At 71.2% G+C, this 24,312-nt stretch carries 25 protein-coding genes; 7 read left to right on the top strand and 18 right to left on the bottom strand.

From position 1 onward, the window contains the following. From CLV43_RS10140 to CLV43_RS10190, 11 genes are all read right to left on the bottom strand, one after another. Positions 1-371: helix-turn-helix domain-containing protein (locus CLV43_RS10140; RefSeq protein WP_211304317.1), on the bottom strand; the 371-nt coding region annotated here is incomplete at its 3' end. 132 nt (positions 372-503) lie between these two features. Next, positions 504-3,062, bottom strand: a complete 2,559-nt coding sequence (locus tag CLV43_RS10145; protein WP_106186872.1) for a glycosyl hydrolase family 18 protein — start codon at positions 3,060-3,062, stop codon at positions 504-506. Positions 3,063-3,150: 88 nt separating this feature from the next. Further along, a complete protein-coding gene (locus CLV43_RS10150) occupies positions 3,151-4,014 on the bottom strand; it encodes a 5-oxoprolinase subunit C family protein (protein ID WP_106186873.1) in 864 nt (287 codons plus the stop codon). Next, positions 4,011-4,619 carry a 5-oxoprolinase subunit PxpB gene (pxpB, locus tag CLV43_RS10155; protein WP_106186874.1) on the bottom strand — a complete coding sequence of 203 codons (609 nt, stop codon included), beginning with the start codon at positions 4,617-4,619 and terminating at the stop codon, positions 4,011-4,013. The genes CLV43_RS10150 and pxpB overlap by 4 nt, the downstream gene beginning before the upstream one ends. 103 nt (positions 4,620-4,722) lie before the next feature. Continuing rightward, positions 4,723-5,358 carry a heme-binding beta-barrel domain-containing protein gene (locus CLV43_RS10160; RefSeq protein WP_106186875.1) on the bottom strand — a complete coding sequence of 212 codons (636 nt, stop codon included), beginning with the start codon at positions 5,356-5,358 and terminating at the stop codon, positions 4,723-4,725. A gap of 178 nt (positions 5,359-5,536) precedes the next feature. Further along, a complete protein-coding gene (locus CLV43_RS10165) occupies positions 5,537-5,839 on the bottom strand; it encodes a DUF1416 domain-containing protein (RefSeq protein ID WP_106186876.1) in 303 nt (100 codons plus the stop codon). A gap of 2 nt (positions 5,840-5,841) precedes the next feature. Then, entirely contained in the window at positions 5,842-6,687 is an 846-nt protein-coding gene (locus CLV43_RS10170; RefSeq protein ID WP_106186877.1) for a sulfurtransferase, read from the bottom strand. Positions 6,688-6,713: 26 nt separating this feature from the next. After that, complete coding sequence (locus CLV43_RS10175) at positions 6,714-7,151, bottom strand: DUF4395 domain-containing protein (protein ID WP_106187513.1); 438 nt, start codon at positions 7,149-7,151, stop codon at positions 6,714-6,716. 246 nt (positions 7,152-7,397) lie between these two features. Then, the gene (locus tag CLV43_RS10180) at positions 7,398-7,835 is read right to left on the bottom strand and encodes a TlpA family protein disulfide reductase (protein ID WP_106186878.1); all 438 of its coding nucleotides are present in this window, start codon (positions 7,833-7,835) and stop codon (positions 7,398-7,400) included. Between the two features lies 1 nt (position 7,836). After that, positions 7,837-8,646, bottom strand: a complete 810-nt coding sequence (locus tag CLV43_RS10185) for an LmeA family phospholipid-binding protein (protein ID WP_106186879.1) — start codon at positions 8,644-8,646, stop codon at positions 7,837-7,839. Continuing rightward, entirely contained in the window at positions 8,643-9,308 is a 666-nt protein-coding gene (locus tag CLV43_RS10190; RefSeq protein WP_245886253.1) for an alpha/beta hydrolase family protein, read from the bottom strand. Before CLV43_RS10190 ends, CLV43_RS10185 begins: the two co-directional genes overlap by 4 nt. A gap of 245 nt (positions 9,309-9,553) precedes the next feature. Here CLV43_RS10190 and CLV43_RS10195 point away from each other — a divergent pair, with 245 nt between their 5' ends. The 6 genes from CLV43_RS10195 (at position 9,554) to pstB (ending at position 15,510) form a co-directional block, all read left to right on the top strand. Next, the gene (locus CLV43_RS10195; RefSeq protein WP_106186881.1) at positions 9,554-10,312 is read left to right on the top strand and encodes a response regulator transcription factor; all 759 of its coding nucleotides are present in this window, start codon (positions 9,554-9,556) and stop codon (positions 10,310-10,312) included. A 179-nt stretch (positions 10,313-10,491) separates the two neighbouring features. Next, complete coding sequence (gene mshD, locus CLV43_RS10200) at positions 10,492-11,379, top strand: mycothiol synthase (RefSeq protein ID WP_106186882.1); 888 nt, start codon at positions 10,492-10,494, stop codon at positions 11,377-11,379. Between the two features lie 199 nt (positions 11,380-11,578). Next, entirely contained in the window at positions 11,579-12,706 is a 1,128-nt protein-coding gene (pstS, locus tag CLV43_RS10205) for a phosphate ABC transporter substrate-binding protein PstS (protein ID WP_106186883.1), read from the top strand. A gap of 34 nt (positions 12,707-12,740) precedes the next feature. After that, positions 12,741-13,805 (top strand): phosphate ABC transporter permease subunit PstC, encoded by a 1,065-nt coding sequence (gene pstC, locus CLV43_RS10210; RefSeq protein ID WP_106186884.1) that lies wholly within the window; start codon positions 12,741-12,743, stop codon positions 13,803-13,805. Then, a complete protein-coding gene (pstA, locus tag CLV43_RS10215) occupies positions 13,802-14,716 on the top strand; it encodes a phosphate ABC transporter permease PstA (RefSeq protein WP_106186885.1) in 915 nt (304 codons plus the stop codon). The genes pstC and pstA overlap by 4 nt, the downstream gene beginning before the upstream one ends. Positions 14,717-14,733: 17 nt before the next feature. Beyond that, a complete protein-coding gene (gene pstB, locus CLV43_RS10220; RefSeq protein ID WP_106186886.1) occupies positions 14,734-15,510 on the top strand; it encodes a phosphate ABC transporter ATP-binding protein PstB in 777 nt (258 codons plus the stop codon). A gap of 56 nt (positions 15,511-15,566) precedes the next feature. Here the strand turns inward: pstB and CLV43_RS10225 are convergent, their stop codons facing one another. Beyond that, positions 15,567-16,046 (bottom strand): MarR family winged helix-turn-helix transcriptional regulator, encoded by a 480-nt coding sequence (locus CLV43_RS10225; RefSeq protein WP_106186887.1) that lies wholly within the window; start codon positions 16,044-16,046, stop codon positions 15,567-15,569. A gap of 85 nt (positions 16,047-16,131) precedes the next feature. Here CLV43_RS10225 and CLV43_RS10230 point away from each other — a divergent pair, with 85 nt between their 5' ends. Further along, complete coding sequence (locus tag CLV43_RS10230; RefSeq protein WP_106186888.1) at positions 16,132-17,004, top strand: alpha/beta fold hydrolase; 873 nt, start codon at positions 16,132-16,134, stop codon at positions 17,002-17,004. Positions 17,005-17,103: 99 nt separating this feature from the next. Here CLV43_RS10230 and phoU read toward each other — a convergent pair whose 3' ends face one another. The 6 genes from phoU to CLV43_RS10265 all read right to left on the bottom strand — a co-directional run bounded on the left by phoU (position 17,104) and on the right by CLV43_RS10265 (position 24,301). Further along, positions 17,104-17,769, bottom strand: a complete 666-nt coding sequence (gene phoU / locus CLV43_RS10235) for a phosphate signaling complex protein PhoU (RefSeq protein WP_106186889.1) — start codon at positions 17,767-17,769, stop codon at positions 17,104-17,106. A gap of 79 nt (positions 17,770-17,848) precedes the next feature. Beyond that, positions 17,849-20,869, bottom strand: coding sequence for an LCP family glycopolymer transferase (locus CLV43_RS10240; protein ID WP_146174718.1), 3,021 nt, complete (start codon positions 20,867-20,869; stop codon positions 17,849-17,851). Positions 20,870-21,084: 215 nt separating this feature from the next. Then, positions 21,085-21,960 carry a GGDEF domain-containing protein gene (locus CLV43_RS10250; RefSeq protein WP_106186892.1) on the bottom strand — a complete coding sequence of 292 codons (876 nt, stop codon included), beginning with the start codon at positions 21,958-21,960 and terminating at the stop codon, positions 21,085-21,087. A gap of 178 nt (positions 21,961-22,138) precedes the next feature. Next, positions 22,139-22,603, bottom strand: a complete 465-nt coding sequence (locus CLV43_RS10255; protein ID WP_245886254.1) for a hypothetical protein — start codon at positions 22,601-22,603, stop codon at positions 22,139-22,141. After that, positions 22,596-23,738, bottom strand: coding sequence for a tRNA dihydrouridine synthase DusB (gene dusB / locus CLV43_RS10260; RefSeq protein ID WP_106187515.1), 1,143 nt, complete (start codon positions 23,736-23,738; stop codon positions 22,596-22,598). Before dusB ends, CLV43_RS10255 begins: the two co-directional genes overlap by 8 nt. Positions 23,739-23,815: 77 nt before the next feature. Beyond that, on the bottom strand, positions 23,816-24,301 hold the full coding sequence (locus CLV43_RS10265) for a superoxide dismutase (RefSeq protein ID WP_106186893.1): 486 nt from the start codon (positions 24,299-24,301) through the stop codon (positions 23,816-23,818). Positions 24,302-24,312: the final 11 nt, after the last annotated feature.

Genomic DNA, 24,312 nt, shown 5'->3' on the forward strand with positions numbered 1-24,312 from the left:
AGACTCCAGGTCGAGAACGGCAGGTCGTGTTCGACCGGCCTGGACTTGACGATCTTCTTGATCTCGCGGCGTTCGGGCAGCGTGAACGTCCTGGGCCGGCCGCCGGAGTATTTCGGATACAGCGAGTCGAAGCCGTCGGCGTTGAAGTTGTGGATCACGTCCCGGACCCGGTCAGCACTGGTGAACGTCACCTCGGCGACCCTGGCCACCGCCATGCCTTGGGCGGACAACAGGACCATCTGCGCCCGCCGCCAGGTCACCACCGACCCGGTGCCCCGACGGACGATCCGCACCAGCCGCCGACCCTCGTCCTGATCGATCTCCCGGACACGTACTCGCTCTGCCACCGGGCCAGCCTGACGCACACCCACCGCCCGGACCAGGAACCGAGCGGCGCGTCATGTCATAGCAGAACGGACCTTGTCTGATGCGGCACTAGGAACAGCCCGGTCGATTCCCGCGGGTGCCGCTCCGAAGGAGGAGCGGCACCCGCGGGAACACGGTCACCGGAGACCGGCGTCGACGGCGTTGATCAGCGTTCCGGTGTCGCCGGACATCTCCCAGAACATCGCGCCGAGCAGTCCCCTGCTCCGCAGCCACGCGGTCTTCTTCGCGATCGACCACGTGTCGTCGAACGTCCACCACTGCCCGCCCGCGCCGGTGTAGCAGTAGGTGGCCACCGCGACCTCGTCGTGCAGAGCCGCGCACCCCGGAACGCTCGCCACCAGGTTCGCGTACCCGCGGGTGCCCGCCTCCTCGGCGAACTGGCCCGGTGCCGCACCGGTCGCCGTCTGCCAGACGCCCTTGCGGCCGCCGTCGGCCACGCCCTGCCAGCCGCGGCCGTAGAACGCGAGCCCGAGCGTGATCTTGCGCGGTGGCACGCCCGCCGACGTGTAGGCGTCGACCGTGGTCTCGACGCTGAACTTCGTCGCGTACGGGTCGTTCGGGTCCTGGTGCAGGTTGCCCTGGTGGCCCGTGCGGTTCGGCTCCCACGAGTTGTCGCTGCCCGAGCCGTGGAAGTCGTAGCCCTGGACGTTGAAGATGTCCATGGACTTCGCGACCTCGGCCACGTCCCACCCTGCGGTGATCTTCGCCGGGTCGGCCGGGGTGAAGGCGGTGATCTGGTAGCGCTTGCCCGTGGTGGCCGACAGCGCGTCGAGCTGCCTGCGGAACTCCGCGATCAGCAGGGTGTTGTTGGCCTTGTCGGCCGGGCTGTAGTGGTTGCCCGCGTGGCCTTCCGCCCCCGGCCACTCCCAGTCGATGTCGATGCCGTCGAAGATCCCGGCGGCGCTGCCGGGTCCGCCCGCGCCGCCGTAGGAGGGCAGGTTGCCCAGGATGTAGGTGTCCAGGCACGAGGTGACGAACTTCCTGCGCGACGCGTCCGTGGCCGCCACGTCGGAGAAGTACTTCGAGTAGGTCCAGCCGCCGAGCGAGATCAGCACCTTGAGGTTCGGGTACTTCGCCTTGAGCTTGCGGAGCTGGTTGTAGTTGCCGCGCAACGACTCGAAGCCGCTGTCGGCCACGCCGTCGACGGACTGCGCGGCGGCGAACGGCCTGCTGTAGTCGGCCTCGGCGTCACCGGCGCCGTCACCCTGGTTCGGGTCCTGCGGGTTGGCCGAGGTGCCCTTGGTGACGCCCTGCAGGCAGGTCAGGTTGACGGGGTCGATGTTGCCGAACGCGTAGTTCAGGTGCGTCATCTTCGCCGCGGAACCGTTGGTGTCCAGGTTCTTCACGAAGAACTGCCGCCCGTAGATGCCCCACTGCACGAAGTAGCCGACCCGCGCGTACCCGCTGCCGATGATGTCCGCGGTGGAAACCTGGAGCGCCGCGGTCGGCGCCGAGGTGTTGTCGTAGAGGTCGCGCGCCCGCACGGTGAACGAGTAGGCCGTCGACGGCGACAGGCCCGAGACCACCGCGGAGGTCCCGGCGGCGGTGGAGTTGAGCACCCCGCCGACGTACACGTCGTACCCCGCGACGCCCCGGTTGTCCGTGGAGGCGTTCCACGCCAACGAGACGCTGGCCGAGTCCACCGCCGTGCTGCGCAGGCCCGTCGGGGTGGTCGGCGCCTGGGTGTCGTCGCTCGGGTTGTTGGTCGTCACGGCCAGCGCGGCGCTCGCGGGGCCGAGGTTCCCTTTGCTGTCCTTGGCCTTCACCGTGAACAAGTAGGCCGTGTTCGGGGTCAGTCCGGTGACGGTGGCGGTGGTCCCGGTCACCGCGGTGACCAGCGACGTGCCCTGGTAGACGTTGTACCCGTTGAGCGGCAACGACCCCGGCGTCGCCGCGTCCCAGGTCAGCGAGGCGGTCCGCGTGGTCTTCACCGGCGACCGCAGGTTCGACGGCGCGGCGGGCGGGGTGTCGGCCGCCCCGTCGCAGCGGGAGTCGTTGATCCGGCAGCTCGTCGGCTCGACCGCGGAGCTGAGCGTGAACGTCGGGCTGTACGGCTCGGTCGACCCTCGCGCGGCCACGCTCTTGTTGTAGTACAGCGGAACCAGCGTGACCTGCCTGCCGTTCTGGGTCAGCGTCGAGTGCTGCGCGCCGCTCGCGGTCACCCCGGCGGGCAGCTCGAAGACGATCGACCACGACGTCAGCACGGCGTCGGTGTTGTTGTTGACCACGAACTTGCCGGTCGTGGCGCTCAGGCTGAACGACGCGGTGGTCGGCGCGGGTGGTGGCGCCGGGTCGCCGGTGCCGTCGCAGTTCGCGCCGTTGATCGTGCACGCCGTCGGGTCGACGGCCGCGCTGAGCACGAAGGTCGGGCTGTACGGCTCGGTGTTCCTCCCCGCGCCGATGGTGTTGATGTAGTAGGCCGGGGTCAGCGTGACCCGCGTGCCGGTCTGCGTGGTCGTGGCGTTCTGCGCGCCGCTGACCGTCACGCCCGCGGGCAGGTCGAACCTGATCGACCAGCCGGTGACGGCCGTGGCGGTGGAGTTGGCGACGACGACCTTCGCCTGGGTGCCGGTTCTGGTGAAGGTGGCGGTGAGTCCGGTGGCGGCCTGTGCTGTTGGGGCGAGGACGGTCGCTGCGGTGGCCAGGACCACCGCAGCGATGGCGAGTCGGCGCATGGGGTGTGCTCCTCGACTTCGAGAACCACGGCGGCCCGACTCCGACGGTAGGTGACCTGGATCACCAGATCAATGGGTCTAGACCACATTAGGCCTGTGGGCGGAACCGGAACCCCGTCCCCGGCCGCGCTTGGGCGAGCAGCGCCAGTTCATCGGCCGGGACCACGCCGATCACCGGGTAACCGCCGGTCGTCGGGTGGTCGGCGAGGAACACCACCGGCTGCCCGTCCGCGGGCACCTGCACACCCCCGGTCGGGATCCCCTCGCTCGCCAGCTCGCGCCCCGCGAAGCAGGGGTCCCTCTCCAGCGCCGTCCCGACCAGCCGCATCCCGACCCGGTTGCTGCGGTCCGACACCGTCCAGCGCCCGTCCGCGAGCTGCCGCCCCGGCGACCCGAACCAGTCCTCGCGGGGCCCGAGCACCACCGGCACCACCAGCTCCGCGGGCACGCGGGTCGGCGCCAGCACGTCCACGCCCACCGCGGGCGCCGTCACCGGACCGAGCGGCAGCTCGTCGCCCGCGCACACCTGCTCCGGCCCGATCCCGGACAGCAGGTCGGTCGACCGGCTCCCCAGCTCGGCCGCCACCTCGACGCCCCCGGACACCGCGACGTAGCAGCGCAGGCCGTCCTCGGGCGTCCCGATCTCCAGCACGTCGTCGCGCGCCAGGTACACCGGCACGTGCGACCCGACGGCCTTCCCGTTGCGCAGCACCGGAACCCGCGGCCCGGTGACCGCGACCGTGCACGAGCAGCCCGCCCGCACGGCGAGCCCGCCCAGCAGGACCTCCAGGCCCGCAGCGGACTCCGGGTTGCCCGCCAGTCGGTTCGCCAGCCGCAGCGCCGGGGCGTCCAGCGCGCCCGACGGCGGCACCCCGAGGTGTGCGAACCCCGGCCGCCCCAGGTCCTGCACGAGCGCCTGCGGCCCCGTCCGCACCACCGTCAGCCGCCTCATCCGGCCACCTCGAACCGCACCCGGTCGCCCGGCGCGAGCAGGGCGGGCTCGTCCCGCCGCGGGTCGAATAGCACGGCGTCGGTCCGGCCCAGCAGCCGCCACCCGCCCGGCGTGGCCCTCGGGTACGCCGCCGTGAACTCCCCGGCGATCGCCACCGACCCGGCGGGCACCTTCGTGCGCGGACTGTCCAGCCGCGGCTGCCGCAGCACCTCGGGCAGCCCCACGAGGTAGCCGAACCCCGGAGCGAACCCGCAGAACGCGACCTCGTACTCGGTCCCGGAGTGCAGCTCCACGACCTCGGCGGTGCTCAGCTCCGCCGTCCGCGCCACCAGGTCCAGGTCCGGGCCGTCGTAGCGCACCGGTATGCGCACCTCGCGCGAGGCGACCTCCACCACGTGTCCGAGGTCGACCCCGTCCAGCACCCGGCGCACGCCCGCGAGACCGGCACCCGGTCGGACCGACACCAGCACGGTCCGCGCGGCGGGCACGACGTCCACCACCTCCGGCAGCTCGGCCGCCCGGACGGCGACCCGCACGGCGGCCACCTCGCCGAGCGAGTCGACCTCGACCAGCACCGCCTCCGAACCGCATCGCCGCAGCCGCATGCCGTACACCTTACGGGCTAGATGAGGATTGTTGAACAATCTGCGTGTCCACTGGTCACGGCGAAGGCCGCCGAGGTGTTCCCCGGCGGCCTTCCGCGAAGAACTACCCCGCGACGCGCTGCAGGTGCGCGGACGTGTGCGGCTGCATGGGCTGCCCCACCATCGCCCGCTCCTCCACGTACGCCAGGTCCCCGTTGTTCACCACGCCGTACAGGCGCTGCGCGGCCGTGACGTCCTTGGCCGTCGCCGTCCGCACCACGGCGTCCGTCGCGAACTCCCACGACGTCTGGTTCCGCGGCTTCCCGTAGTACAGCTCCAGGATCCCGGTGTTGTGGGTCAGCAGCACCTCGATGGTGTCGTCCTCCTGCGGGCGCCAGAACCCGGTCTCCCGCGCCGCGGGCCGGATCACCTCGCCCGACTCGGACAACAGCCACGACCGCGCCTCGTAGAACAGGAACGGCCGCCCGTCGTGGGCGAACGTGATCTGCTGGCCGAACCGGTACGGGCCCTCGATGGTCGGGTAGACCACCTCGCCCTCGCCGCGCCACACGCCGATCAGCGGCAGCAGCGACAGGCACCGGTCGTGCAGGGACGGACCCAGGCGCAGGTTCGCGGTGTCCGCCGGGATCGGCAGGTCGTCGAACTGCGGCAGGTTGCGGGAGCGCGTCACCTCGGCGCGTTCGGCCGCGGCCTGCACCGCCGCGTCACCACTGCCGGGCTCGGGGTTGGTCGTCGTCATCAGCGCTGGTCGGAGTAGAGCCGGTAGACCACGTACGCGGCGAACCACGTGATCAGCAGCGAGACCAGGACCAGGAGGCCTGTGAAGAAGTGTTCCACCCGTGGAGTTTATCTCCCCTGGTCGAAACGGCAGGGGCGGCGGTGGCCAACGCCACCGCCGCCCCTGCCTCCGTGCGCTGTCAGGCGACCGCGACCTCGACCGCGTGCACGCCGGGGCCCTGCGCGCTCACGAGCGCCTGGCCGTTGCCCGAGCGGTGCAGCGCCCGGATCGTCCAGTCGCCGGGAGCCGCGTAGAACCGGAAGTCGCCCTCCGGCGACGACACGACCTCGGCGGTGAACTCGCCGGTCGAGTCGAGCAGCCGCACGTAGGCGCCGCCGACCGGCGCGCCCTCGGCGAACACCTTGCCGCTGAGCACCGTCTCCGTCGTCGTGTCCACGCCCTCGAGGACCACCGACTGGTCCGGGGCACCGCATCCGCTCATGGTCAGCCTTCCTTGCCGCTGCCGAGCTCGACCGGCACGCCGACCAGCGAGCCGTACTCGGTCCAGGATCCGTCGTAGTTCTTCACGTCCTCGTGGCCCAGCAGCTCGTGCAGGGCGAACCAGGTGTGCGAGGAGCGCTCGCCGATCCGGCAGTACGCGATGGTGTTCTTCGACCCGTCGAGGCCCGCGTCGCCGTAGATCGCCTTCAGCTCCTCGTCGGAGCGGAACGTGCCGTCCTCGTTGGCCGCCTTGCTCCACGGCACGTTGATCGCCGACGGGATGTGGCCGCCGCGCTGCGCCTGCTCCTGCGGGAGGTGCGCCGGGGCGAGCAGCTTGCCGGAGAACTCGTCGGGGGACCGCACGTCGACCAGGTTCTTCGTGCCGATCGCCGCCACGACCTCGTCGCGGAACGCGCGGATCGACAGGTCCTGGTCCTTGGCGGAGTAGCTCGTCGCGGCGCGCTCGACGACGTCCTTGTCCAGCGGGCGCCCGTCCAGCTCCCACTTCTTGCGGCCGCCGTCGAGCAGCTTGACCGCGTCGTGGCCGTACAGCTTGAAGTACCAGTACGCGTACGCCGCGAACCAGTTGTTGTTGCCGCCGTAGAGGATCACGGTGTCGTCGTTGGAGATGCCCTTCGCGGACAGCAGCGCCTCGAAGCCCGCGCGGTCGACGAAGTCGCGCCGGACCTGGTCCTGGAGCTCGGTCTTCCAGTCGATCCGGACGGCACCGGGGATGTGGCCGCCCTCGTACGCGGTGGTGTCCTCGTCGACCTCGACGAACACCACGCCGGGCGCTTCGAGGTTCTCCTCTGACCAGGCGGCCGAGACCAGGACGTTCTCACGGCTCATCGGGTTGGCTCCTATTTCTTGTTCTGCTAGTTCGGGCGGACGGGTGCGGGGGCGAAACGACGCAGGAGCAGGTAGGTCTCGCACCCGAGGCAGAAGGCGAACGCGGCGTTGAGCAGCGCGGCCACCAGCGCGAACGAGGTGGCGACGACTCCGACGCCGCTGAGCCCGGTCGCGTAGCCGACCGTGCCCACCAGGGCGAACGCGAACCCGACGCCCTGGGCGAACCGCAGCGGCGCCGCGTCCTCGCGCTCCGACGTCGGTCCGAGCCGCGGCCGGACCGCGAGCCGGTAGACGTGGCTCCACGGGTTCAGCCCCAGCGAGACGAAGCCTGACGCGGCGAACACCAGTGCCTGCACGGCCAGCAGCGGCCACCAGCCGGTGAGCAGGACGACGACGAGCACGGCGGACGTCATGCAGGCGGTGAACCGGGGACCGCGGGGGTCGACCGGGGCGTCCTTGACCACGATGTGCCTCCTGACAGGGGACTGGACGAAGGTGTCCGTCAGGGCGTTCGAGGGCGGCCGCGCACCCACGTCCGAGCGTGGGGGACCGCCGGGAACCGCCCGGTCAGCGCATCGTTCGACACAGGCTGCTGTGCACGCGGCAGAGGTCCACCGCGAGTCGCTTGGTCAGCAGCACGTACATGCCCCGAGGGTAACCCCAGTTCTCCCCTGTCGGGAGTGCCGTCCACTGGGTGGAACCAGCGAACGTCACCCGTTCGTGGCGGGCAGGTGCCCCGCGAGGGCGGCGAGCAGCGCCTCGCGCCTCGGCACCCCACCGACCCGCAGGATCTCCGCTCCGCTGCTGCTCAGCGCCAGGGTGGTCGGGGTCCGCAGCACGCCGAGCTCGCGGGCGACCTCGGGCATGCTCGTCACGTCCAGGTCGACGTGGTGCAGGCCCTCGGTCCGGCCCGCCAGGTCGGCCAGCAGCACGCGGGTCTGCCTGCACGGGGTGCAGAAGGTCGTCGACAGCTGCACCAGCGTGACCGGGTCGTCCGGGTGCAGGGCGGCGCGGACCGGGCCCGGCAGCGCGGGCCCGGTCGCGACCGGGGCGGCCGACGTCCTGATCCGGCCTTCGCGGGCGCGCAGCAGCAGACCGGTCGCGCCCACCGCGACCAGCACCGCCACCAGCGCCCACAGACCGGTCATGTCAGCCGTTGCCCTCGTCCAGGGGGATGTTGTCCACGGTGCCCTCCACCGTGAACGCACCACTCTCCACCTGCACGGCGGTCGGTGTCACGGTGAACGGCAGCACACCGGGGTCGATCTTGATGCTGAGCGCCTGCTTGAGCTGCGGGATGAACTGCTCCAGCGACAGGTCGTCGATCTTCAGCTCGTTCGCCGCCAGCTCGACCTGGCCGCCGATCAGCGTCACGGTGCCGTACGCGGTGAGCGAGATCTTGCGGCCCGCCAGCGTCGTGTTCCCGCTCAGCTTCACCGCGGCGGACGTGCGCGGCGCGGCGGCGGCCTGCTCCTCCGTCACCTCGGCGCGGGTGTCCGGCTCGATCGCCATGTCGGTGAACGGCGTGACCTGGTTGACCAGCCGGTTCAGGTCGTTCGCCTTGATCTTGACGCGGCCCTGGACCCGGTCGATCTTGGCGCCCTTGGTGTTGCCCGCGAGCAGGTTCGACAGCTCGATCCGGGTGTGCAGCAGGTTCGCCTGGATCTCCAGGTCCCGCAGCTGGTCGCGCACCGGCACCCCGGTCGCGCTGATCTCGATGTCCTTGTAGTCACCGCCCAGCGCCTGGGTGATGAAGGGGAACCCGTTGATCCGCACGGACGGGTCCTCGGCGAGCCCGAGCTTCGCGCGCATCTTCTGCGCGACCTGGTACTCGCCCGCGGCGGCCAGCGCGAAGTCGGCGCCGACGAGCAGGGCGACCAGCACCAGCAGGGCGATGATCCACTTGCGGCCCCGTGACGGGCGTCGTTTCGGGGCGGTCCTGCGGGTCGGGGCGGTCATCCGTGTCCTTCTGGGGCAGACGCGTGGTCGAGCCAGGCCGCGATCCGGTCCACGAGCACCGGCGTCATCGCCGATTCCGCGTGCCGGGTCGCGGGCTCCAACCACAGTTCGGAGTGCCCACGTGACGCCCGGTGCAGGGCGACTCCGTGGTCGGGGCTGAAGTAATGATCGTCCTCACCATGCACCACCAGCAGTGGGGTGGGCGTGATTCGGTGCACCACCTCCAGAGGGCTCTCCGGAGGAGTGGCCCAGGGGTCGCCCAACCGCACGCCGAGCAAACGTGCGGCCAGCCGTCCGTGCGGCTGCTCCAGCAGCCAGTGCACCCGGCGCATCGCGACGCTCTCCCGCACCCACCACCGCGACGGTCCGCTGACCGCGGCGACGGCGTCCGGGCGGTCCGCCGCGAGAGCGGCGTGCCGGATGGCGATCGAGGCGCCCATCGAGAACCCGACCGTGACGATTCTCCGGTAGCCGAGGGCGCGCGCCAGCCCCACGCCCGCCGCCAGGTCGTGGACCTCGTCGGCGCCGACCGTGGACCGGCCCGCCGACCGACCGTGCCCGCGGAAGTCGAGCGCGACGACACCTCCGTGCCGCGCAAATCGATTCAGCACCCGGCTCACGGCGGGCTTGCGAACGTGGTTCGTGAAGCCGTGGCCGATCACGAAAGCAAGATCGGTAACGCCCTGTACAGCGGTTATGTGCACTCCGTGCAGGAGCACGCCGTCGTGTGACATGGATGTAACAGGCGTGACGCTTGTGGAAACAACTGTGACCCTGACCTGTTGACCTGGGTCTTTCGTGGATCGCACCGGTATTGTCTCCGTCATCCGCAGGCAACGGGGCCCGGTCACCGTACGCTGCTGGGCTGGTTCGGTGACCAGTCACCAGCCACATAGGAGGGCCCGCGATGAGCATCGACGTGCTGCTGCTGACCACCGACTCCGACCCCGAGGCGGTGCTGCCCGCGCTGTCCCTGCTGCCCCACGAGGTCCGCCCGCTCCGGCCCGAGGTCTCCGCACTCCTGGAGGCGGGACCGCACGACATCGTCCTGGTCGACGCCAGGACCGACCTGGCGGGCGCGCGCAGCCTCTGCCGCCTGCTGGACAGCAGCGGCGTGGACGTCCCGGTCGTCGCCGTCGTGACGGAAGGCGGTCTCGTCGCCGTCACCTCCGACTGGAGCGTCGACGAGATCCTGCTCCCCACCTCCGGCCCCGCCGAGGTCGACGCCCGCCTCCGCCTCGTCCGGTCCCGCCGCGGCACCGCGCAGTCCGGTGGCGACGGCTCGATCCAGCTCGGCGAGCTGGTCATCGACGAGGCCACCTACACCGCCCGCCTCAAGGGCAGGCCCCTCGACCTCACCTACAAGGAGTTCGAGCTCCTCAAGTACCTCGCCCAGCACGCGGGCCGCGTCTTCACCCGCGCCCAGCTGCTCCAGGAGGTCTGGGGCTACGACTTCTTCGGCGGCACCCGCACCGTGGACGTCCACGTCCGCCGCCTCCGCGCGAAGCTCGGCCCCGAGCACGAGTCGCTCATCGGCACCGTCCGCAACGTCGGCTACAAGTTCGTCCGCCCGCCGCGTCCGGGCGCCGTCCGCCGCGGCGTCGACCAGCTGACCGACCCGGCCGACACCAGCGCCATCGAGGACGCGGAGTTCTACCGCGTCTGACCCCGCCCCACCAATCGCCCTCCACCCCCGGGTGGGGGGCGATTCGGCGTCTGCCCGGCCTGTTCGCAACCTGCCTCGCTCCGCGCCTCCGCGCCCGGAACGGACCTTGTCGAAGATCACCCCGGGTCCGGGCCGGTCACCGGTGATCTCCACCCGCCCCCACCCGGTACGGTCGGGGTGTGGCTGAGTCGAGCTGGCACAACGAGCTGTCCGAAGCGCAGGCCGACGAGGTCGGCGCGGTGTTGGCCGCGGCCGAGCGGGTCGACGGCGTGGCCCCCGTCGGGGAGCACGTCCGCCTCCGGATGCGTCCCGGCGCGAGGGGCAGCGCGCACCTGCTGGCCCGCGTCGACGGCGTGGTCGTCGGGTACGCGCACCTGGACCTCCTGGGCGACTCGGCGGGCAACCAGGTCGCCGAGCTCGTGGTGCACCCCGAGCACCGCAAGCAGGGCGTGGGGACCGAGGTGGGCACGGCGGTGGTGGCGAAGTCCGCGCCGTTGCGGGTCTGGGCGCACGGGAACCACCCCGGTGCCGCGGCGCTGGCCGGGAAGCTCGGGTTCCGCAACGTCCGCGAGCTGCGGCGGATGCGCCGGTCGCTGGACGGCGAGCTGCCGTCGGCGCCGCTGCCCGAAGGCGTGCGGCTGCGGGCGTTCGTGCCCGGCCAGGACGAGGCCGGTGTGGTGTTCGTGAACCACCGCGCGTTCTCGTGGCACCCCGAGCAGGGCGCCATGAGCATCGAGGACGTGCACCACAAGGAGGCCGAGGACTGGTTCGACCCGAAGGGCTTCCTGCTCGCGGTGGACGACCAGGGGACGCTGCTGGGCTTCCACTGGACCAAGGTGCACGAGCAGGCGGAGCCGCTCGGCGAGGTCTACGTCGTGGGAGTCGACCCGGACGCGCAGGGCGGCGGGCTCGGCAAGGCGCTGACCGTCGCGGGGCTGCGGTACCTGCAGGAGCAGGGGTTGCGGGAAGTGATGCTCTACGTCGAGTCGGACAACGCGGCCGCCGTTCGGGTGTACACCCGGTTGGGGTTCACGCTGTGGGACTCCGACGTCCAGTACGGCCGCTAGTAGTCGGCCTGTCACGGAGGGCGAACGCGCAGGTCACGGACGTATCTCGAAGTGGCTTGACGGCTGAGTGCCCGTGTCCTGTTCACCCCTCGTTCACCTCGACTAGGGCCGGTGTCCACCCTCGCTGCCTACCTTCCGTAGCGAGCGGCGACGTCCGTCGCGAAACCGCGCAAGCTTTCGGTAGGTGGAGGACCCCCAGGTGAAGATCCAGCGGCACGGCGCAGCACTCGGCCTCATCGCGGCCGGCGCGCTCCTGCTCACCGCTTGTGGCAGCGACAACAACGCTCCGGCTGGTTCGACCGGCGGGGCGTCCACCCCCGCCGCCTCGGCGGAGCAGGTCGACTGCACGGGCAAGGCCAAGCTGAACGCCGAGGGCTCGTCCGCGCAGAAGACCGCGATCGAGTCGTTCGTGCAGGTCTACCAGCAGAAGTGCAAGGGCGCGGACCTCGCGTACAACGCGTCCGGCTCCGGCGCGGGCGTCAAGCAGTTCAACGCCGCGCAGGTCGACTTCGGCGGCTCCGACTCCCCCCTCTCCAAGGAGAAGGGCGAGACCGACGCGGCCGCCACGCGCTGCAAGTCGAACCCGGCGTGGAACATCCCGCTGGTCTTCGGCCCGGTGGCGATCAGCTACAAGCTCGACGGCGTCACCGACCTGACGGTCAGCGGCGAGGTCGCCGCCAAGATCTTCAACGGCACCGTCAAGAAGTGGAACGACCCTGCGATCACCGCCCTGAACAGCGGTGCGAAGCTGCCGGACAAGGACATCACCGTCGTCTACCGCTCCGACGAGTCCGGCACCACGGACAACTTCCAGAAGTACCTGACCGCCGCCTCCAAGGGTGCGTGGACCCAGGGCGACGGCAAGGCGTTCAAGGGCGGCCTCGGCGAGGGCAAGGAGAAGTCCGCGGGTGTGGCGCAGGCCGTCGCCTCCGTCGACGGCGCGGTGACCTACGTCGAGTGGTCGTTCGCCCAGGACAACAAGCTGTCCGTCGCGAAGATCGACAACGGTGCGGGCGCGGTCGAGCTGACCCCGGAGACCGTCGGCAAGGCCATCGACGGCGCGAAGGTGAAGGGCGAGGGCAACGACCTCGTCCTCGACCTGAACTCCATCTACGCCACCACCGCCGCGGGCACCTACCCGCTGGTCCTCGCGACCTACGAGATCGTCTGCTCCAAGGGCTACGACGCCGACACCGCGAAGGCCGTCAAGGCGTTCCTCACCGTCGCCGCTACCGACGGCCAGGCCGGCCTGACCGACGCCGGTTACGCGCCGCTGCCCAAGTCGTTCCAGGACAAGATCCTCACCGCCATCAAGGCGATCGCCTAGGTCACCCGGACCTCGAGTCGACGCCGCGAACGCGATGAGCGACCCTGTCGTGGTCAGGCCTCCAGGGGGCACCGGCACCGCCGGTGCCCCTCGGGGGGCTCGGACCCAACACCCAGCGCCACCCTCGGAGGCTCCGATTCCGCCGACAACGGAAGTCGAACCGAAGTCGCCCCACGTCCGACCGGGAGACCGGATCTTCCGGGGCCTGGCCACCGGATCCGGCGTCTTCATCGTGGTCCTCATCGGGGCCATCGGGCTGTTCCTGCTCGTCCAGGCGATCCCGTCGCTGGCCCTGGACAACGCCAACTTCCTGTTCAGCCGCGAGTGGTCGACCGGCGACGTCACCAACATGCGGTACGGCATCCTCGACCTGTTCCTGGTCACCGTGGTGTCGGCCGCGTTCGCGCTGCTGATCGCGATGCCGGTCGCACTCGGCATCGCCCTCTTCCTCACCCAGTACGCGCCGCGCAGGCTCGCCCGGCCGTTCGCCTACGTCATCGACCTGCTCGCCGCCGTGCCGTCGATCATCTTCGGCCTGTGGGGCCTGTTCGTCCTCGGCCCGGTGCTCACGCCGCTCGGCGAGTGGCTGATCTCCAGCCTCGGCTTCATCCCGCTGTTCGCCAAGGGCAACGTCAGCATCGCGCTGGGCGGCACGATCTTCACCGCGGGCATCGTCCTGGCGGTCATGATCCTGCCGATCATCACGGCGGTCAGCCGCGAGGTGTTCGACCGCACGCCCGGACCGCACATCGAGGGCGCCATCGCGCTCGGCGCCACGAAGTGGGAGGTCGTGCGCACCACGGTGCTCCCGTTCGGCAAGGCCGGTTACGTCAGCGCCTCGATGCTCGGCCTCGGCCGGGCGCTCGGCGAGACCATCGCGCTGACGATCATCCTGAGCGCCACCGGTTCCTCGTTCGGCTGGAGCCTCTTCGACGGCGGCGCCACGTTCGCCTCGAAGATCGCGCTGGCCGCCCCGGAGTTCAACGACCCCAAGTCGGCAGGCGCCTACATCGCAGCGGGCCTCGTGCTGTTCGTGCTGACCTTCGTGGTCAACGCGGCCGCCAGGACGATCGTCGCCGGTCACAAGGAGTACGAATGAGCACCGACACGACCGACCTCACGCGGCTGGCGACGCCGCCGACGTTCCAGAGCGTCAGCGGCGCCCGCAAGGCGAAGAACCTCACCGCCACGGTGCTCGTCAGCCTGGCGTTCGCGATCGCGGTCATCCCGCTGGTGTGGGTGCTCTACACCGTGCTCCAGCGCGGCTTCCCGGTCATCCTCAACGCCGACTGGTGGCAGAAGTCGTTGTCCGGCCTGCTGTCCAGGCAGACCGGTGGCGGTGTCTACCACGCGATCTACGGCACCCTGGTGCAGGGCCTGGTCTGCGGCGTGATCTCCGTGCCGATCGGCCTGTTCGTCGCGGTGTACCTGGTGGAGTACGGCGGCCGCTCGCGGCTGTCGAAGGCGACCACGTTCATGGTCGACATCCTCACCGGTGTGCCCTCGATCGTCGCCGCGCTGTTCGTGTACTCGCTGTGGATCACCACGTTCGGCTTCGGCCGCAGCGGTTTCGCGGTGTCGCTGGCGCTGGTGCTGCTGATGGTGCCGGTGATCGTCCGCACCACCGAGGAGATGCTCAAGATCGTCCCGGACGAGCTGCGCGAGGCGTCCTACGCGCTGGGCATCCCCAAGTGGAAGACGATCGTGAAGATCGTCATCCCGACCGCGCTGTCCGGCATCCTCACCGGCGTCATGCTGGCCCTCGCCCGCGTCATGGGCGAGACCGCGCCGGTGCTCGTGCTCGCCGCGTACGCCCCGTACATCAACTACAACCTCTTCGACGGCCCCATGGCCTCGTTGCCGTTGCTGATGACCTCGGAGCGCAACAACCCCACCGACGCGGGCTTCGACCGCATCTGGGGCGCGGCGATCACCCTTGTCCTGATCATCACGCTGTTCAACCTGCTGGCGACCGTGATCTCGCGGTGGCTCGCGCCGAAGACCAAGTGAGCGGGCGGTAAGTAGCGATGGCGAAGCGCATCGACGTCAAGGACCTCAACCTCTTCTACGGCAAGTTCCACGCCGTGCAGCAGGTTTCGCTCTCCGTGCCGCCGCGCAACGTGACCGCGTTCATCGGTCCGTCGGGCTGCGGCAAGTCCACCGTGCTGCGGTCGCTGAACCGCATGCACGAGGTCGCCCCCGGCGCACGGGTCGAGGGCACGGTGCAGCTGGACGGCGAGGACATCTACGCGTCCACTGTGGACCCGGTGCAGGTGCGGCGCACCATCGGCATGGTGTTCCAGCGCCCCAACCCGTTCCCCACGATGTCGATCCGCGACAACGTGGTGGCCGGGCTGAAGCTGGCCGGGGTCAAGAACAAGAAGCAGCTCGACGAGGTGGCCGAGCGGTCGCTGCGCGGGGCGAACCTCTGGAACGAGGTCAAGGACCGGATGGACCGGCCCGGTGGCGGGCTGTCCGGTGGTCAGCAGCAGAGGCTGTGCATCGCGCGGGCGATCGCCGTGCAGCCGGACGTGCTGCTGATGGACGAGCCGTGCTCGGCGCTGGACCCGATCTCGACCCTGGCGATCGAGGACCTGATCACGGAGCTGAAGAAGGAGTACACGATCGTCATCGTGACCCACAACATGCAGCAGGCCGCGCGGGTCAGCGACCAGACGGCGTTCTTCAACCTGCTCGGCGTCGGCCAGCCCGGTCAGCTGATCGAGGTCGACGACACTGAGAAGATCTTCTCCAACCCGACCCAGAAGGCGACCGAGGACTACATCTCGGGCCGTTTCGGCTGAGTTCCCGGCGAGTGCCGGAGGCCCGTCCTGCTCGTCAGGGCGGGCCTTTTCGCACGTCAGACGGGTTCGCCGAGGTCGCGGGCGAGCCAGCCGGGGGTGTCCAGGCGGATGGGGGACTCGCCGAGCAGGGCGGTGAGGTGCTGTTCCAGCACCTCCAGCTGCGCGGTCCCGATCCGCTCCTCCCACCGGTGGCGCAGCTCGTCGAAGATGGCCTCGCCCGCCCGCAGCACCTCGAAACCGAGCGGCGTCACCTCCAGGCGCTTGCGGCGGGCGTCCACGGGGTCGGCGCCGCGCGAGACGTAGCCGCGGTCCTGGAGCACCGCGATGGTCTTCGCCGCGGCCTGCTTGGAGACGGAGAGCCTGCGGCCCAGCTCGGAGGCGTTGTCGGCGCCCGCGGCGATGGCCCGCATGGCGAAGTCGTGGACGGGGCGCACGTCGTCGTGGCCCTGGGCGGCCAGTTCGGTCATGGCGCCGTCCACCAGTGACCGGAAGCCCGCGAGCAGGAGCAGTGCGAGGTCGGCGCCGGAACGTGGCATGGGGGCAGCGTACGACAGGGGTAGACGTGGACAACCAGGTTGACTATTGTTTCGACAACACGGTTGTCCAATTGAGGAGGCGGCGATGAGCCTGTCGGTGGAAGTCGAGCACCACCACGTCGAGGTCAACGGGACCGCGCTGCACTACGTCGAGGCGGGTACCGGCGGGTCGCCGATCCTGCTGGTGCACGGGTTCCCGGAGACGTGGTGGGCCTTCCGGGACCTGATCCCCCTGCTCGCCGCGGAGCACCGGGTGTTCGCGGTGGACCTGCGCGGGTTCGGCGACTCCGGCAACGAGGTCGGCGACTACTCCAGCGCGGCGTCGGCGGAGGACCTGCACCAGCTGATCGGGAGCCTGGGGGTCGGGCCGGTGCACGTGACCGGGCAGGACGTCGCCGGGGCGACGGTGTTCCGGCTGGCGGTGGAGCACCCGGAGGACGTGCGCAGCCTCGTGGCGATCGAGACGGGGCTGCCCGGCTTCGGGGTGGAACGGCTCGCCGACGTGACGAGCGGTGGGACCTGGTACATCGGTGTGCTTGCGGCGGAAGGGGTTCCGGAGCTGGTGCTCACCGGCCGCGAGCGGGAGTTCTTGGGGGAGTTCGTGTTCCCGGCGCTGACGGCCGTCCCCGGGGCGGTGACCGAGGCCGACGTCGAGGAGTTCGTCCGGACCTACTCGCGCGACGGCGGGTGGCGGGGAGCGACCGGGCTGTACCGGTCGATGCTGCGGGAGGGGGACGAGATCAAGGCGCTCGCGGAGTCGCCCGGTGTGGCGGTGCCGGTGCTGGCGGTCGGCGCGGGTGGCGGGTCGTTCACCAGCACGACGATGACGCGGGCCGTGGCGGGGGAGGTCGTGTCGGTGTCGCTCGACGGAGTCGGGCACTACGCCGCGATGGAGGCGCCCGAGAAGCTGGCGGAGGTGCTGCTGGAGTTCACCGGCCGGGTGGACGCCGCCCGGTAGCAGGCCGGTCGGACCTCGGCCGCGGAAGTGCCGGAACCCCAACCGCCGCAACGAGAAGGGCCCCGCCCGGAGGCGAGGCCCTGGTGGCGCGACGGGGTGTCACAGGTCGGCGTCGTCGCCGTATCCGGGCATGCGGCCGGTCACCACGAAGACGGTGCGCTTCGCGACGGAGACGGCGTGGTCGGCGAACCGCTCGTAGAAGCGGCCCAGCAGGGTGGTGTCGACGGCGGAGGCGACGCCGTGCTGCCAGTCCTTGTCCATGATCACCGTGAACAGGTGGCGGTGCAGGTCGTCCATGGCGTCGTCGGCGTCCTCGATGAGGCGGGCCCGTGCGACGTCCTGGGTGCGGATGACCTCGGTGGTCTCGCGGGCGAGCTCGACCGCGATCCGGCCCATCTCGGCGAAGTACGGCTTCACGTCGTCGCCCAGCACGGACTGGGGGTGGCGCCTGCGGGCGGCCTTGGCGACGTGCAGCGCGAGATCTCCCATGCGCTCCACGCTTTCCGCCGCGTGGATGACGGCGAGCACGGTCCGCAGGTCGGTGGCGACGGGGGCCTGCAGGGCGAGCAGCGCGTACGACTGCTCCTCGATGCTGGCCCGCACGTCGTCGACCTTCGCGTCGTCGCCGATCACCTGCTCGGCGAGTGCGAGGTCCGATTCGAGCAGCGCGGTGGTCGCGCGCTCCATGGCGTCACCGACCATGCCGCACATGTCGGCGAGCTGGTCGGCGAGCTGTCCGAGCTGGTCATGGTAGGCCTCACGCATGCCGACAGCGTACGTCGGCCGTGTCGCGGCAGCGACATCGTCGCATGAACCGCTGGTGAACCCGTGGCAACGAACGGACTCACTTACAGAGGTCGGCGCCACCGTTCACAATGGACAGATCGCCGGGCGGCGTGGTCTGGCCGGCGTCGCCGCTGCCCGCCTTCGGGGTGACGACGGTCTCGTCGAAGTCCGGGCCGATGACCAGTGCGACCGCGCTGCCCATGCTGGTGTCCACCTGGAGCACCGCGCCGGGAACGGCCGCGGCGAGCGTCGCCGCCGCGTCCTCGCCGCCGACGCCGTACTTGATGATCGTCTTGTCCACCGGCGGGTTGTCGCCGATGTTCACGACGGTGAAGCCGACCTCGGTGAGCGACGCCTTGAGCCTGCCCGCCGCACCACCCGACGTCGGGTCGCCGTTGAGGACCTGGATGTTCACGTTCTTCGGGTCGATCACCTTGCCCTTGCCCGGCTGCGCCGGGGGCGCGGGCGGGCTCGACCCGGTGGTGGGCGCGGCGTCCGGCGTCTCGCCCGGCAGCGGCGTGCCCTCGATGACGGCCTTGAACAGCGCGTCGGTCTCGTCCTGCACCAGCAGCTCGGAGTTGTCGTCGTTGCTCGTGGTCGGACCCTCGTCGGTGCGGTGCGGCATGGTCACGAAGCTGACCCGGCCCGCGTCCAGGCCCTGCAACGACTGGCCCAGGGTGAGGAGCTGGTCGACGCCGACATTCTGGCCCTGCGTCGACGCGGCGAAGGCGTTGATGAACCCGTTGAGCTTGCCGGGGTTCAGCAGCGTCTCGTTGGACAACACCTTGCGCAGCAACGAGGACAGGAACTTCTGCTGGCGGGTGATCCGGTCGTAGTCGCCGAACACCTCGCCGGAGACCTTCCTGGCGCGCACGTAGTTCAGCGCCTGGTCACCGGAGATGTCGTACTTGCCCGGCTTGTCGAACAGCACGCCGAGCTCGTCGTCGACCATGGGCTTGGGCACGCAGACGTTCACGCTGCCGACCGCGTCGACCATGCCCTTGAACCCGTTGAAGTCGATGCTGACGAAGTGGTTGATGTTGAGGTGGGTGATCTCGCTCATCATCGAGGTCACGCACTTCGGGCCGCCGAGCGCGTAGGCGGTGTTGGCCAGCACGCCCTTCTCGGCGGGGATCTGCTCGCCGTTGTACTGCCCGGTGCCCGAGTCCCAGCCCTCGCAGGCGGGACGGGAGATCTGCACGTCGCGGGGCAGCGACACCACGACGACGCGCTTCCGGTCCGCCGGGACGTGCGCCAGCATCAGCACGTCCGACCGGGCGCCCTGCTCCTTGTCGGCCTCGCCGACGCCGTCGGACGGCTTGGCGCCCGCGCGGGTGTCGGAGCCGACGATCAGGAAGTTCTCGTCGCCGAGCTGCTTCTCCGCCTCGTGCACGGCGGCGGTGTTCGTGCCGAGCGCGTCGATCTCGGTGAACTTGCTGTCCACCCAGATCATCGCGCCCCACCCGAGACCAGTGGTCACGAAGATCAGCACGGCCGAGGTGAACGACACGATCTTGATCAGCCGCACGATCTTGCTGTGCTTGGGGGTGCGCCCGCGCGCGGGCGCGGCGACCGGCTCGCCGTCGGGGTCCAGGATGACCGGGGCCGCGTACTCGGTCGCGTCCTCGTCCTCCTCGACCTTCCACGGCATGAGCTTCTGCTTGCGCTCCTTGCGCTTGCGCTCCTGCTCGGCGAGCTCGTCGTGCACCGCGGAGAACCGGGCCAGCGTGTGGTCGACCTCGCGGCGCTTCTTGACGTCGTCGCCGATGGCCTCCATCTCCGTGGTGAGGCTCGCCGGGTCGATCTCCTCGCGGCGCTCGGGCCCGCGCGGCGCCTCCGGGGCGGCCTCGTCCGGGCCCGCGCCGGGCACGGGCATGCGGCGGGAGGCACCGGGGTCGGTGCCGGGCGCCATCGGCAGGCGGCGCGACCCGCTCGGGTCCGCGCCGGGCATCGGGCGCGACCCGCTGGGGTCGGGCACCTGGCGGGGCGACTCGGGCATCGGCGGCCGGAGGGCACCGGAGTCCACGCCGGGTGGCACCGGACGCGGGCCGGTCTGGTCCAGCCGGGACGAGATCGGGCGGGGACCGCTCGAGTCGCCGCGCGGCGGGATCGGCCGAGGGCCGCTCACATCCCCGCGGGGCGGCGGAGGGGCCTGGGTGGGCGGAACGGGGCGGGCGCGGCGGCCCGTGCCGTCAGCGGGCGGCACAGGCGGCGGAACGACCGGACGGGGACGCGCGCCGGTGTGCTCGCCGGGCGGACCGACGGGCGGCACGGGTGGCGCGGCCCTGCGGCCGGTGGCGTCCACGGGGGGCATGGCGCGGCGGCCGGTGTCCTCGCCGCGCGGCGGCATCGGCGGACGCGGCGGGATCGGCCGCTGCCCGCTGGGCTGCTCGGGCGCGACCCGGCGGCCGGTCTGCTCGACGGGCGGGGCGGCCCGGCGACCGGTGGGCTCCACCGGTGGCGCGGCCCGGCGGCCCGTCGACTCGAACTCGACGGGGGGTTCCGGTGCGGCCCGGCGGCCGGTGGGCTCGATCGGCGGTTCGGGTGCGGCGCGACGGCCGGTGGGCTCGCCGACGGGCGGTTCGGGAGCGGCCCGTCGACCGGTCGGTTCACCGATGGGCGGTTCGGGTGCCGCGCGGCGACCCGTCGTCTCGATCGGTGGTGCCGCCCGGCGGCCGGTGGGCTCGACGGGCGGAGCGGCGCGGCGGCCGGTGGTCTCGGGTGCCGCCCGGCGGCCGGTCGGCTCCGCGGGGGGAGCGGCCCGGCGCCCGGTGGGCGGCGGCGGGGGTGCGGCCCGGCGGCCCGTCGACTCGACCGGCTGGGCGCCGGTGGGCCTGGCGGGCGGGGGCTGGCGGACCGGGGGCGGCGGGGGCGCCGCGCGGCGCCCGGTCGTGGGAGCGGGCGTCTGAGCAGGGGGAACCGGCCTGGGGATGTTGGTGCGGCTGTGCCGCTCCACCAGGTCGGACACGCTCAGGCCGCCGCCGCCCTCGGCACGGCGTCGACGACCTTTGGGCTGCTCTTCTTCCGGTTCCTCGGGACCTCGGGACTCGGGGCCGCCACGGCGGGGCTCGTCGGGCACCCGGTCTCCCTTCAGGTAAGTCCACTACAGGTTCGTCATCACGAGTTGACGACATCAAGGACACATTGGTTGCACCACCGGCGTGTCAGTGCGCTCGATAGTACGGATGACAGCGACTCCTGACGACCACTCCCGGTGATACCGGTGGGACAAGTAGTCGGTTGCGCGCAGTCCTGAAGGTCCGAATGGGTGAACGACCAGGTGAAACGGGTTCGTCAGTAGTAACCGAGAACCCGTGAATCGGTGATCGCCCGGCGGCCCGCGGCGGGCCCGGCGAGCTTCACCCGACCGTTCTCGCGGTAGGCGACGGCGTTCCGGCCCGACTGCTTGGCCGTGTAGAGGAGGCTGTCCGCGCGGAGCAACTGCTGCTCAGCGCTGACCGGAGGGCGCGACGGGACGGCCTCGACGGGCGGCTCGTAGGCCATGCCGCCGCTGACCGTGACCCGCAGGCCGGGGGCGACGCACGACCATTCGTGACACTCGACACGTTCGCGGGCCGCCTCGACGATGTCGACGGCCGCCGTCGGGGTCACGTTCGGCAGCACGAGCACGAACTCCTCGCCCCCGTACCGGGCGCAGAAGGCGTCCGCGGGGAGGTCGGTCTGCAGCAGCTCCACCACCCGTTGCAGCACGCGGTCGCCCAGCAGGTGGCCGAAGGTGTCGTTGACCTGCTTGAACCAGTCGAGGTCCATCAGCGCTATGGCCAGCCCGTGCCGCGAGCTGCCGCGTTCGGCGAGGATCGCCAGCAGCCGCTGGTCGAGGTACCGGCGGTTGTAGCTGTCGGTCAGGCTGTCGCGCAGGCTCTGCTCGCGCGCCTCGGCATGCTCCCGGCGCAGCCGGTCGACCTCCCGGCGGAGCTGCTCCGGGACCCTGGGCGGTTCGCCCTGGTCGGCGTACACCGCGTCGAGGGCCGACCGCAGGTGCTGGTAGGCCTGCCGCCACTGGCCGCGGGACGCCAGCAGCGTGGCGATGGACTCGTGGAGCTGGACGAGCCCGGTGCTCTCGGGGGTGGTGGCGTCTACCGCGAGCGGGTGTTCGTCGGGCTTCCTGCTCGGGTCTGACTCGGCGACTTCGGGTCGCAGTGCGGTCATCGCGCTCACCTCCCTACTTGCCTGGTGTCGTCCCTTGAGAGGCGGCGCTTGAGCCAGCGGGACGCGTGGACGCGTTATTTCCCCCGTCTGGTTGACTGCCGACTGCTCCGAACTAGTGACGTTCAGTGATCAACTTGGCTCTCCGTGCGCTGTCGTGCGCCGCGGTGGCGGAACGCCCTCAGCCGCCCACGCAGGGGGCGAACCCGTAGGCCTTGCCGTCGATCACCACGACGTGCAGCGACCCGATCTGCACGCCCACCGCCGCGCGGTCCTCGAGCAGCGTCACGGTGGCCGCGACGACGTAGACGACCCCGCGCGGGTGCACCCGCTCACCAGGGGGTTCCCAGTCCGGGTCCATCCGGAGCGTCGACATCGTCGGCTCCATCCGCAGCGTGCCCTCGCGCAGCTCGCACGCCTGCTTGCGGAAGTCCGGGTGCTGGGTGTCCTGGAGCAGCTTGCGCTGCTCGGAGTTGCCCTTGCCGCCGGCGTCGTTCAGCTCGGTGAAGTACTCCTGGACCTGCCCGCGTTCGACTTCGGTGATCCGCAGCGGCCGGGCCGTGCCCGCCACCTGGGATCCGCAGCCGCCCAGCAGCAGCGCCCCGGCCACGGCCAGTGCGCGCGCCGAGCGGCCGCCGTCACCCACCCGAGTGCATCACTTCGGCCCCCATGGGCACGGTGGCGTCCTCGGGGTCGTCCAGCCACCCCTCCGGCAGGACCACCTTCGCGGGCGAGCCCTGGCGGCCGCGGGGGCCCTCCGCCTCGGACGGGTAGGGGGCGTCGTGGTCCAGCTGCCCGATCAGGTCGTCGAGCTCGGCGAGCGTGCCGACCATGGCGAAGCTGCGCCGCAGGTCGCCGCCCACCGGGAAGCCCCGCAGGTACCAGGCCATGTGCTTGCGCAGGTCGCGCACGCCCTTGTCCTCGCCGTAGTGCTCGGTCAGCAGCTCGGCGTGCGTGCGCAGGATCGTCGAGACCTCGCCCAGGCTCGGCCCCTCCGGGATCGGCAGGCCGGCGAACGCCGCCTGCAGGTCCCGGAACAGCCACGGCCGCCCGAGGCACCCGCGCCCGACGACCACGCCGTCGCACCCGGTCTCGTCGACCATCCGCAGGGCGTCCTGGGCGCTGAAGACGTCGCCGTTGCCCAGCACCGGGATCGTGGTCACGGCCTCCTTGAGCCGCGCGATCGCCGACCAGTCCGCCTGCCCGGAGTACCGCTGCGCCGCCGTCCGCGCGTGCAGCGCGACCGACCTCGCCCCCTCCGCCTCCGCGATCCGGCCCGCGTCCAGGTACGTCAGGTGCTCGTCGTCGATCCCGATCCGGAACTTCACCGTCACCGGGATGCCCGCGGGCTCGGCCGCCTCGACCGCGGCCCGCACGATCTCCCCGAACAGCCGCCGCTTGTACGGCAGCGCCGCCCCGCCGCCCTTGCGGGTGACCTTCGGGACCGGGCAGCCGAAGTTCATGTCGACGTGGTCGGCGAGGTCCTCGTCCACGATCATCCGGACGGCCTTGCCCATGGTGACCGGGTCGACGCCGTAGAGCTGCATCGACCGGGGGTGCTCGTCGCGGTCGAACGTGATCATGTGCAGGGTCGTCGCGTCGCGCTCCACGAGCGCGCGCGCCGTCACCATCTCGCACACGTAGAGCCCCGCGCCGTACTGCCTGCACAGCCTGCGGAACGCCACGTTCGTGATGCCCGCCATCGGCGCGAGCACGACCGGCGGATCGACCTCGAACGGGCCGATCCGCAAGGACTGGGTGGTCTGGAGTGCGGTGGACATCCAGTCCATTGTCACCCGACGGCGGAGTGGACGTGCACCGGATCGGCGAGTCGGCCGTCACCCGGCCGCGACGAGGCTCAGAACGGCACCGACAGGCAGGCCAGGCGGGCGCCCGCGGTGCCGGCGGTGCCGCTGCCGGTGTGCGTGTGCTCGGCGTGGACGACGACGGAGGCGGGGCGGCGGTCGGTGAACGTCCAGTCCACGCGCGCCACGGCGAGCCCGGAGCCCTTGGCGTTGGTGGTGAAGTCGAGCCAGATCTCGTTGTCCGGGTTGGCGAACGCGGGGTCGGTGGCGCCGCCCTGCCGGTGCTGGAAGTGCGGGCCGGAGTCGGCGGGGCCGAGGCCGCACGGCTTGGTGTGGGCGTGGGCACCGTAGGCGTGGTCGGGCAGCAGGCCCTCGGTGTGCAGCAGCACGAACGTGCCCCCGCCGGGCGTCTCCCAGGACAGCACGGTCGCCTCCGAGCCGACGGGCGCCTGCGCGATGTCGTAGACCGTCAGCGCGCCGGAGACGTGGACGGGCGTGGCGAGGACTGCGCTGAGCGCGAGGGCCGCGGCGAGGTGCATGGGCCATCAGT

The organism is Umezawaea tangerina (assembly GCF_003002815.1).
GTDB classification, from domain to species: Bacteria; Actinomycetota; Actinomycetes; order Mycobacteriales; family Pseudonocardiaceae; genus Umezawaea; species Umezawaea tangerina.

Coding starts and splice junctions, on each gene's coding strand:
- pxpB (WP_106186874.1), bottom strand. CDS start 4,619: ATGCGGCTGCGGCGATGCGGTTCGGAGGCGGTGCTGGTCGAGGTCGAC.
- phoU (WP_106186889.1), bottom strand. CDS start 17,769: ATGCGTGAGGCCTACCATGACCAGCTCGGACAGCTCGCCGACCAGCTC.
- CLV43_RS10265 (WP_106186893.1), bottom strand. CDS start 24,301: ATGCACCTCGCCGCGGCCCTCGCGCTCAGCGCAGTCCTCGCCACGCCC.
- CLV43_RS10160 (WP_106186875.1), bottom strand. CDS start 5,358: ATGACGACGACCAACCCCGAGCCCGGCAGTGGTGACGCGGCGGTGCAG.
- CLV43_RS10180 (WP_106186878.1), bottom strand. CDS start 7,835: ATGACCGGTCTGTGGGCGCTGGTGGCGGTGCTGGTCGCGGTGGGCGCG.
- CLV43_RS10145 (WP_106186872.1), bottom strand. CDS start 3,062: ATGCGCCGACTCGCCATCGCTGCGGTGGTCCTGGCCACCGCAGCGACC.
- CLV43_RS10185 (WP_106186879.1), bottom strand. CDS start 8,646: ATGACCGCCCCGACCCGCAGGACCGCCCCGAAACGACGCCCGTCACGG.
- CLV43_RS10150 (WP_106186873.1), bottom strand. CDS start 4,014: ATGAGGCGGCTGACGGTGGTGCGGACGGGGCCGCAGGCGCTCGTGCAG.
- pstA (WP_106186885.1), top strand. CDS start 13,802: ATGAGCACCGACACGACCGACCTCACGCGGCTGGCGACGCCGCCGACG.
- CLV43_RS10250 (WP_106186892.1), bottom strand. CDS start 21,960: ATGACCGCACTGCGACCCGAAGTCGCCGAGTCAGACCCGAGCAGGAAG.
- CLV43_RS10195 (WP_106186881.1), top strand. CDS start 9,554: ATGAGCATCGACGTGCTGCTGCTGACCACCGACTCCGACCCCGAGGCG.
- pstC (WP_106186884.1), top strand. CDS start 12,741: ATGAGCGACCCTGTCGTGGTCAGGCCTCCAGGGGGCACCGGCACCGCC.
- dusB (WP_106187515.1), bottom strand. CDS start 23,738: ATGTCCACCGCACTCCAGACCACCCAGTCCTTGCGGATCGGCCCGTTC.
- CLV43_RS10165 (WP_106186876.1), bottom strand. CDS start 5,839: ATGAGCGGATGCGGTGCCCCGGACCAGTCGGTGGTCCTCGAGGGCGTG.
- CLV43_RS10170 (WP_106186877.1), bottom strand. CDS start 6,687: ATGAGCCGTGAGAACGTCCTGGTCTCGGCCGCCTGGTCAGAGGAGAAC.
- CLV43_RS10230 (WP_106186888.1), top strand. CDS start 16,132: ATGAGCCTGTCGGTGGAAGTCGAGCACCACCACGTCGAGGTCAACGGG.
- CLV43_RS10225 (WP_106186887.1), bottom strand. CDS start 16,046: ATGCCACGTTCCGGCGCCGACCTCGCACTGCTCCTGCTCGCGGGCTTC.
- pstB (WP_106186886.1), top strand. CDS start 14,734: ATGGCGAAGCGCATCGACGTCAAGGACCTCAACCTCTTCTACGGCAAG.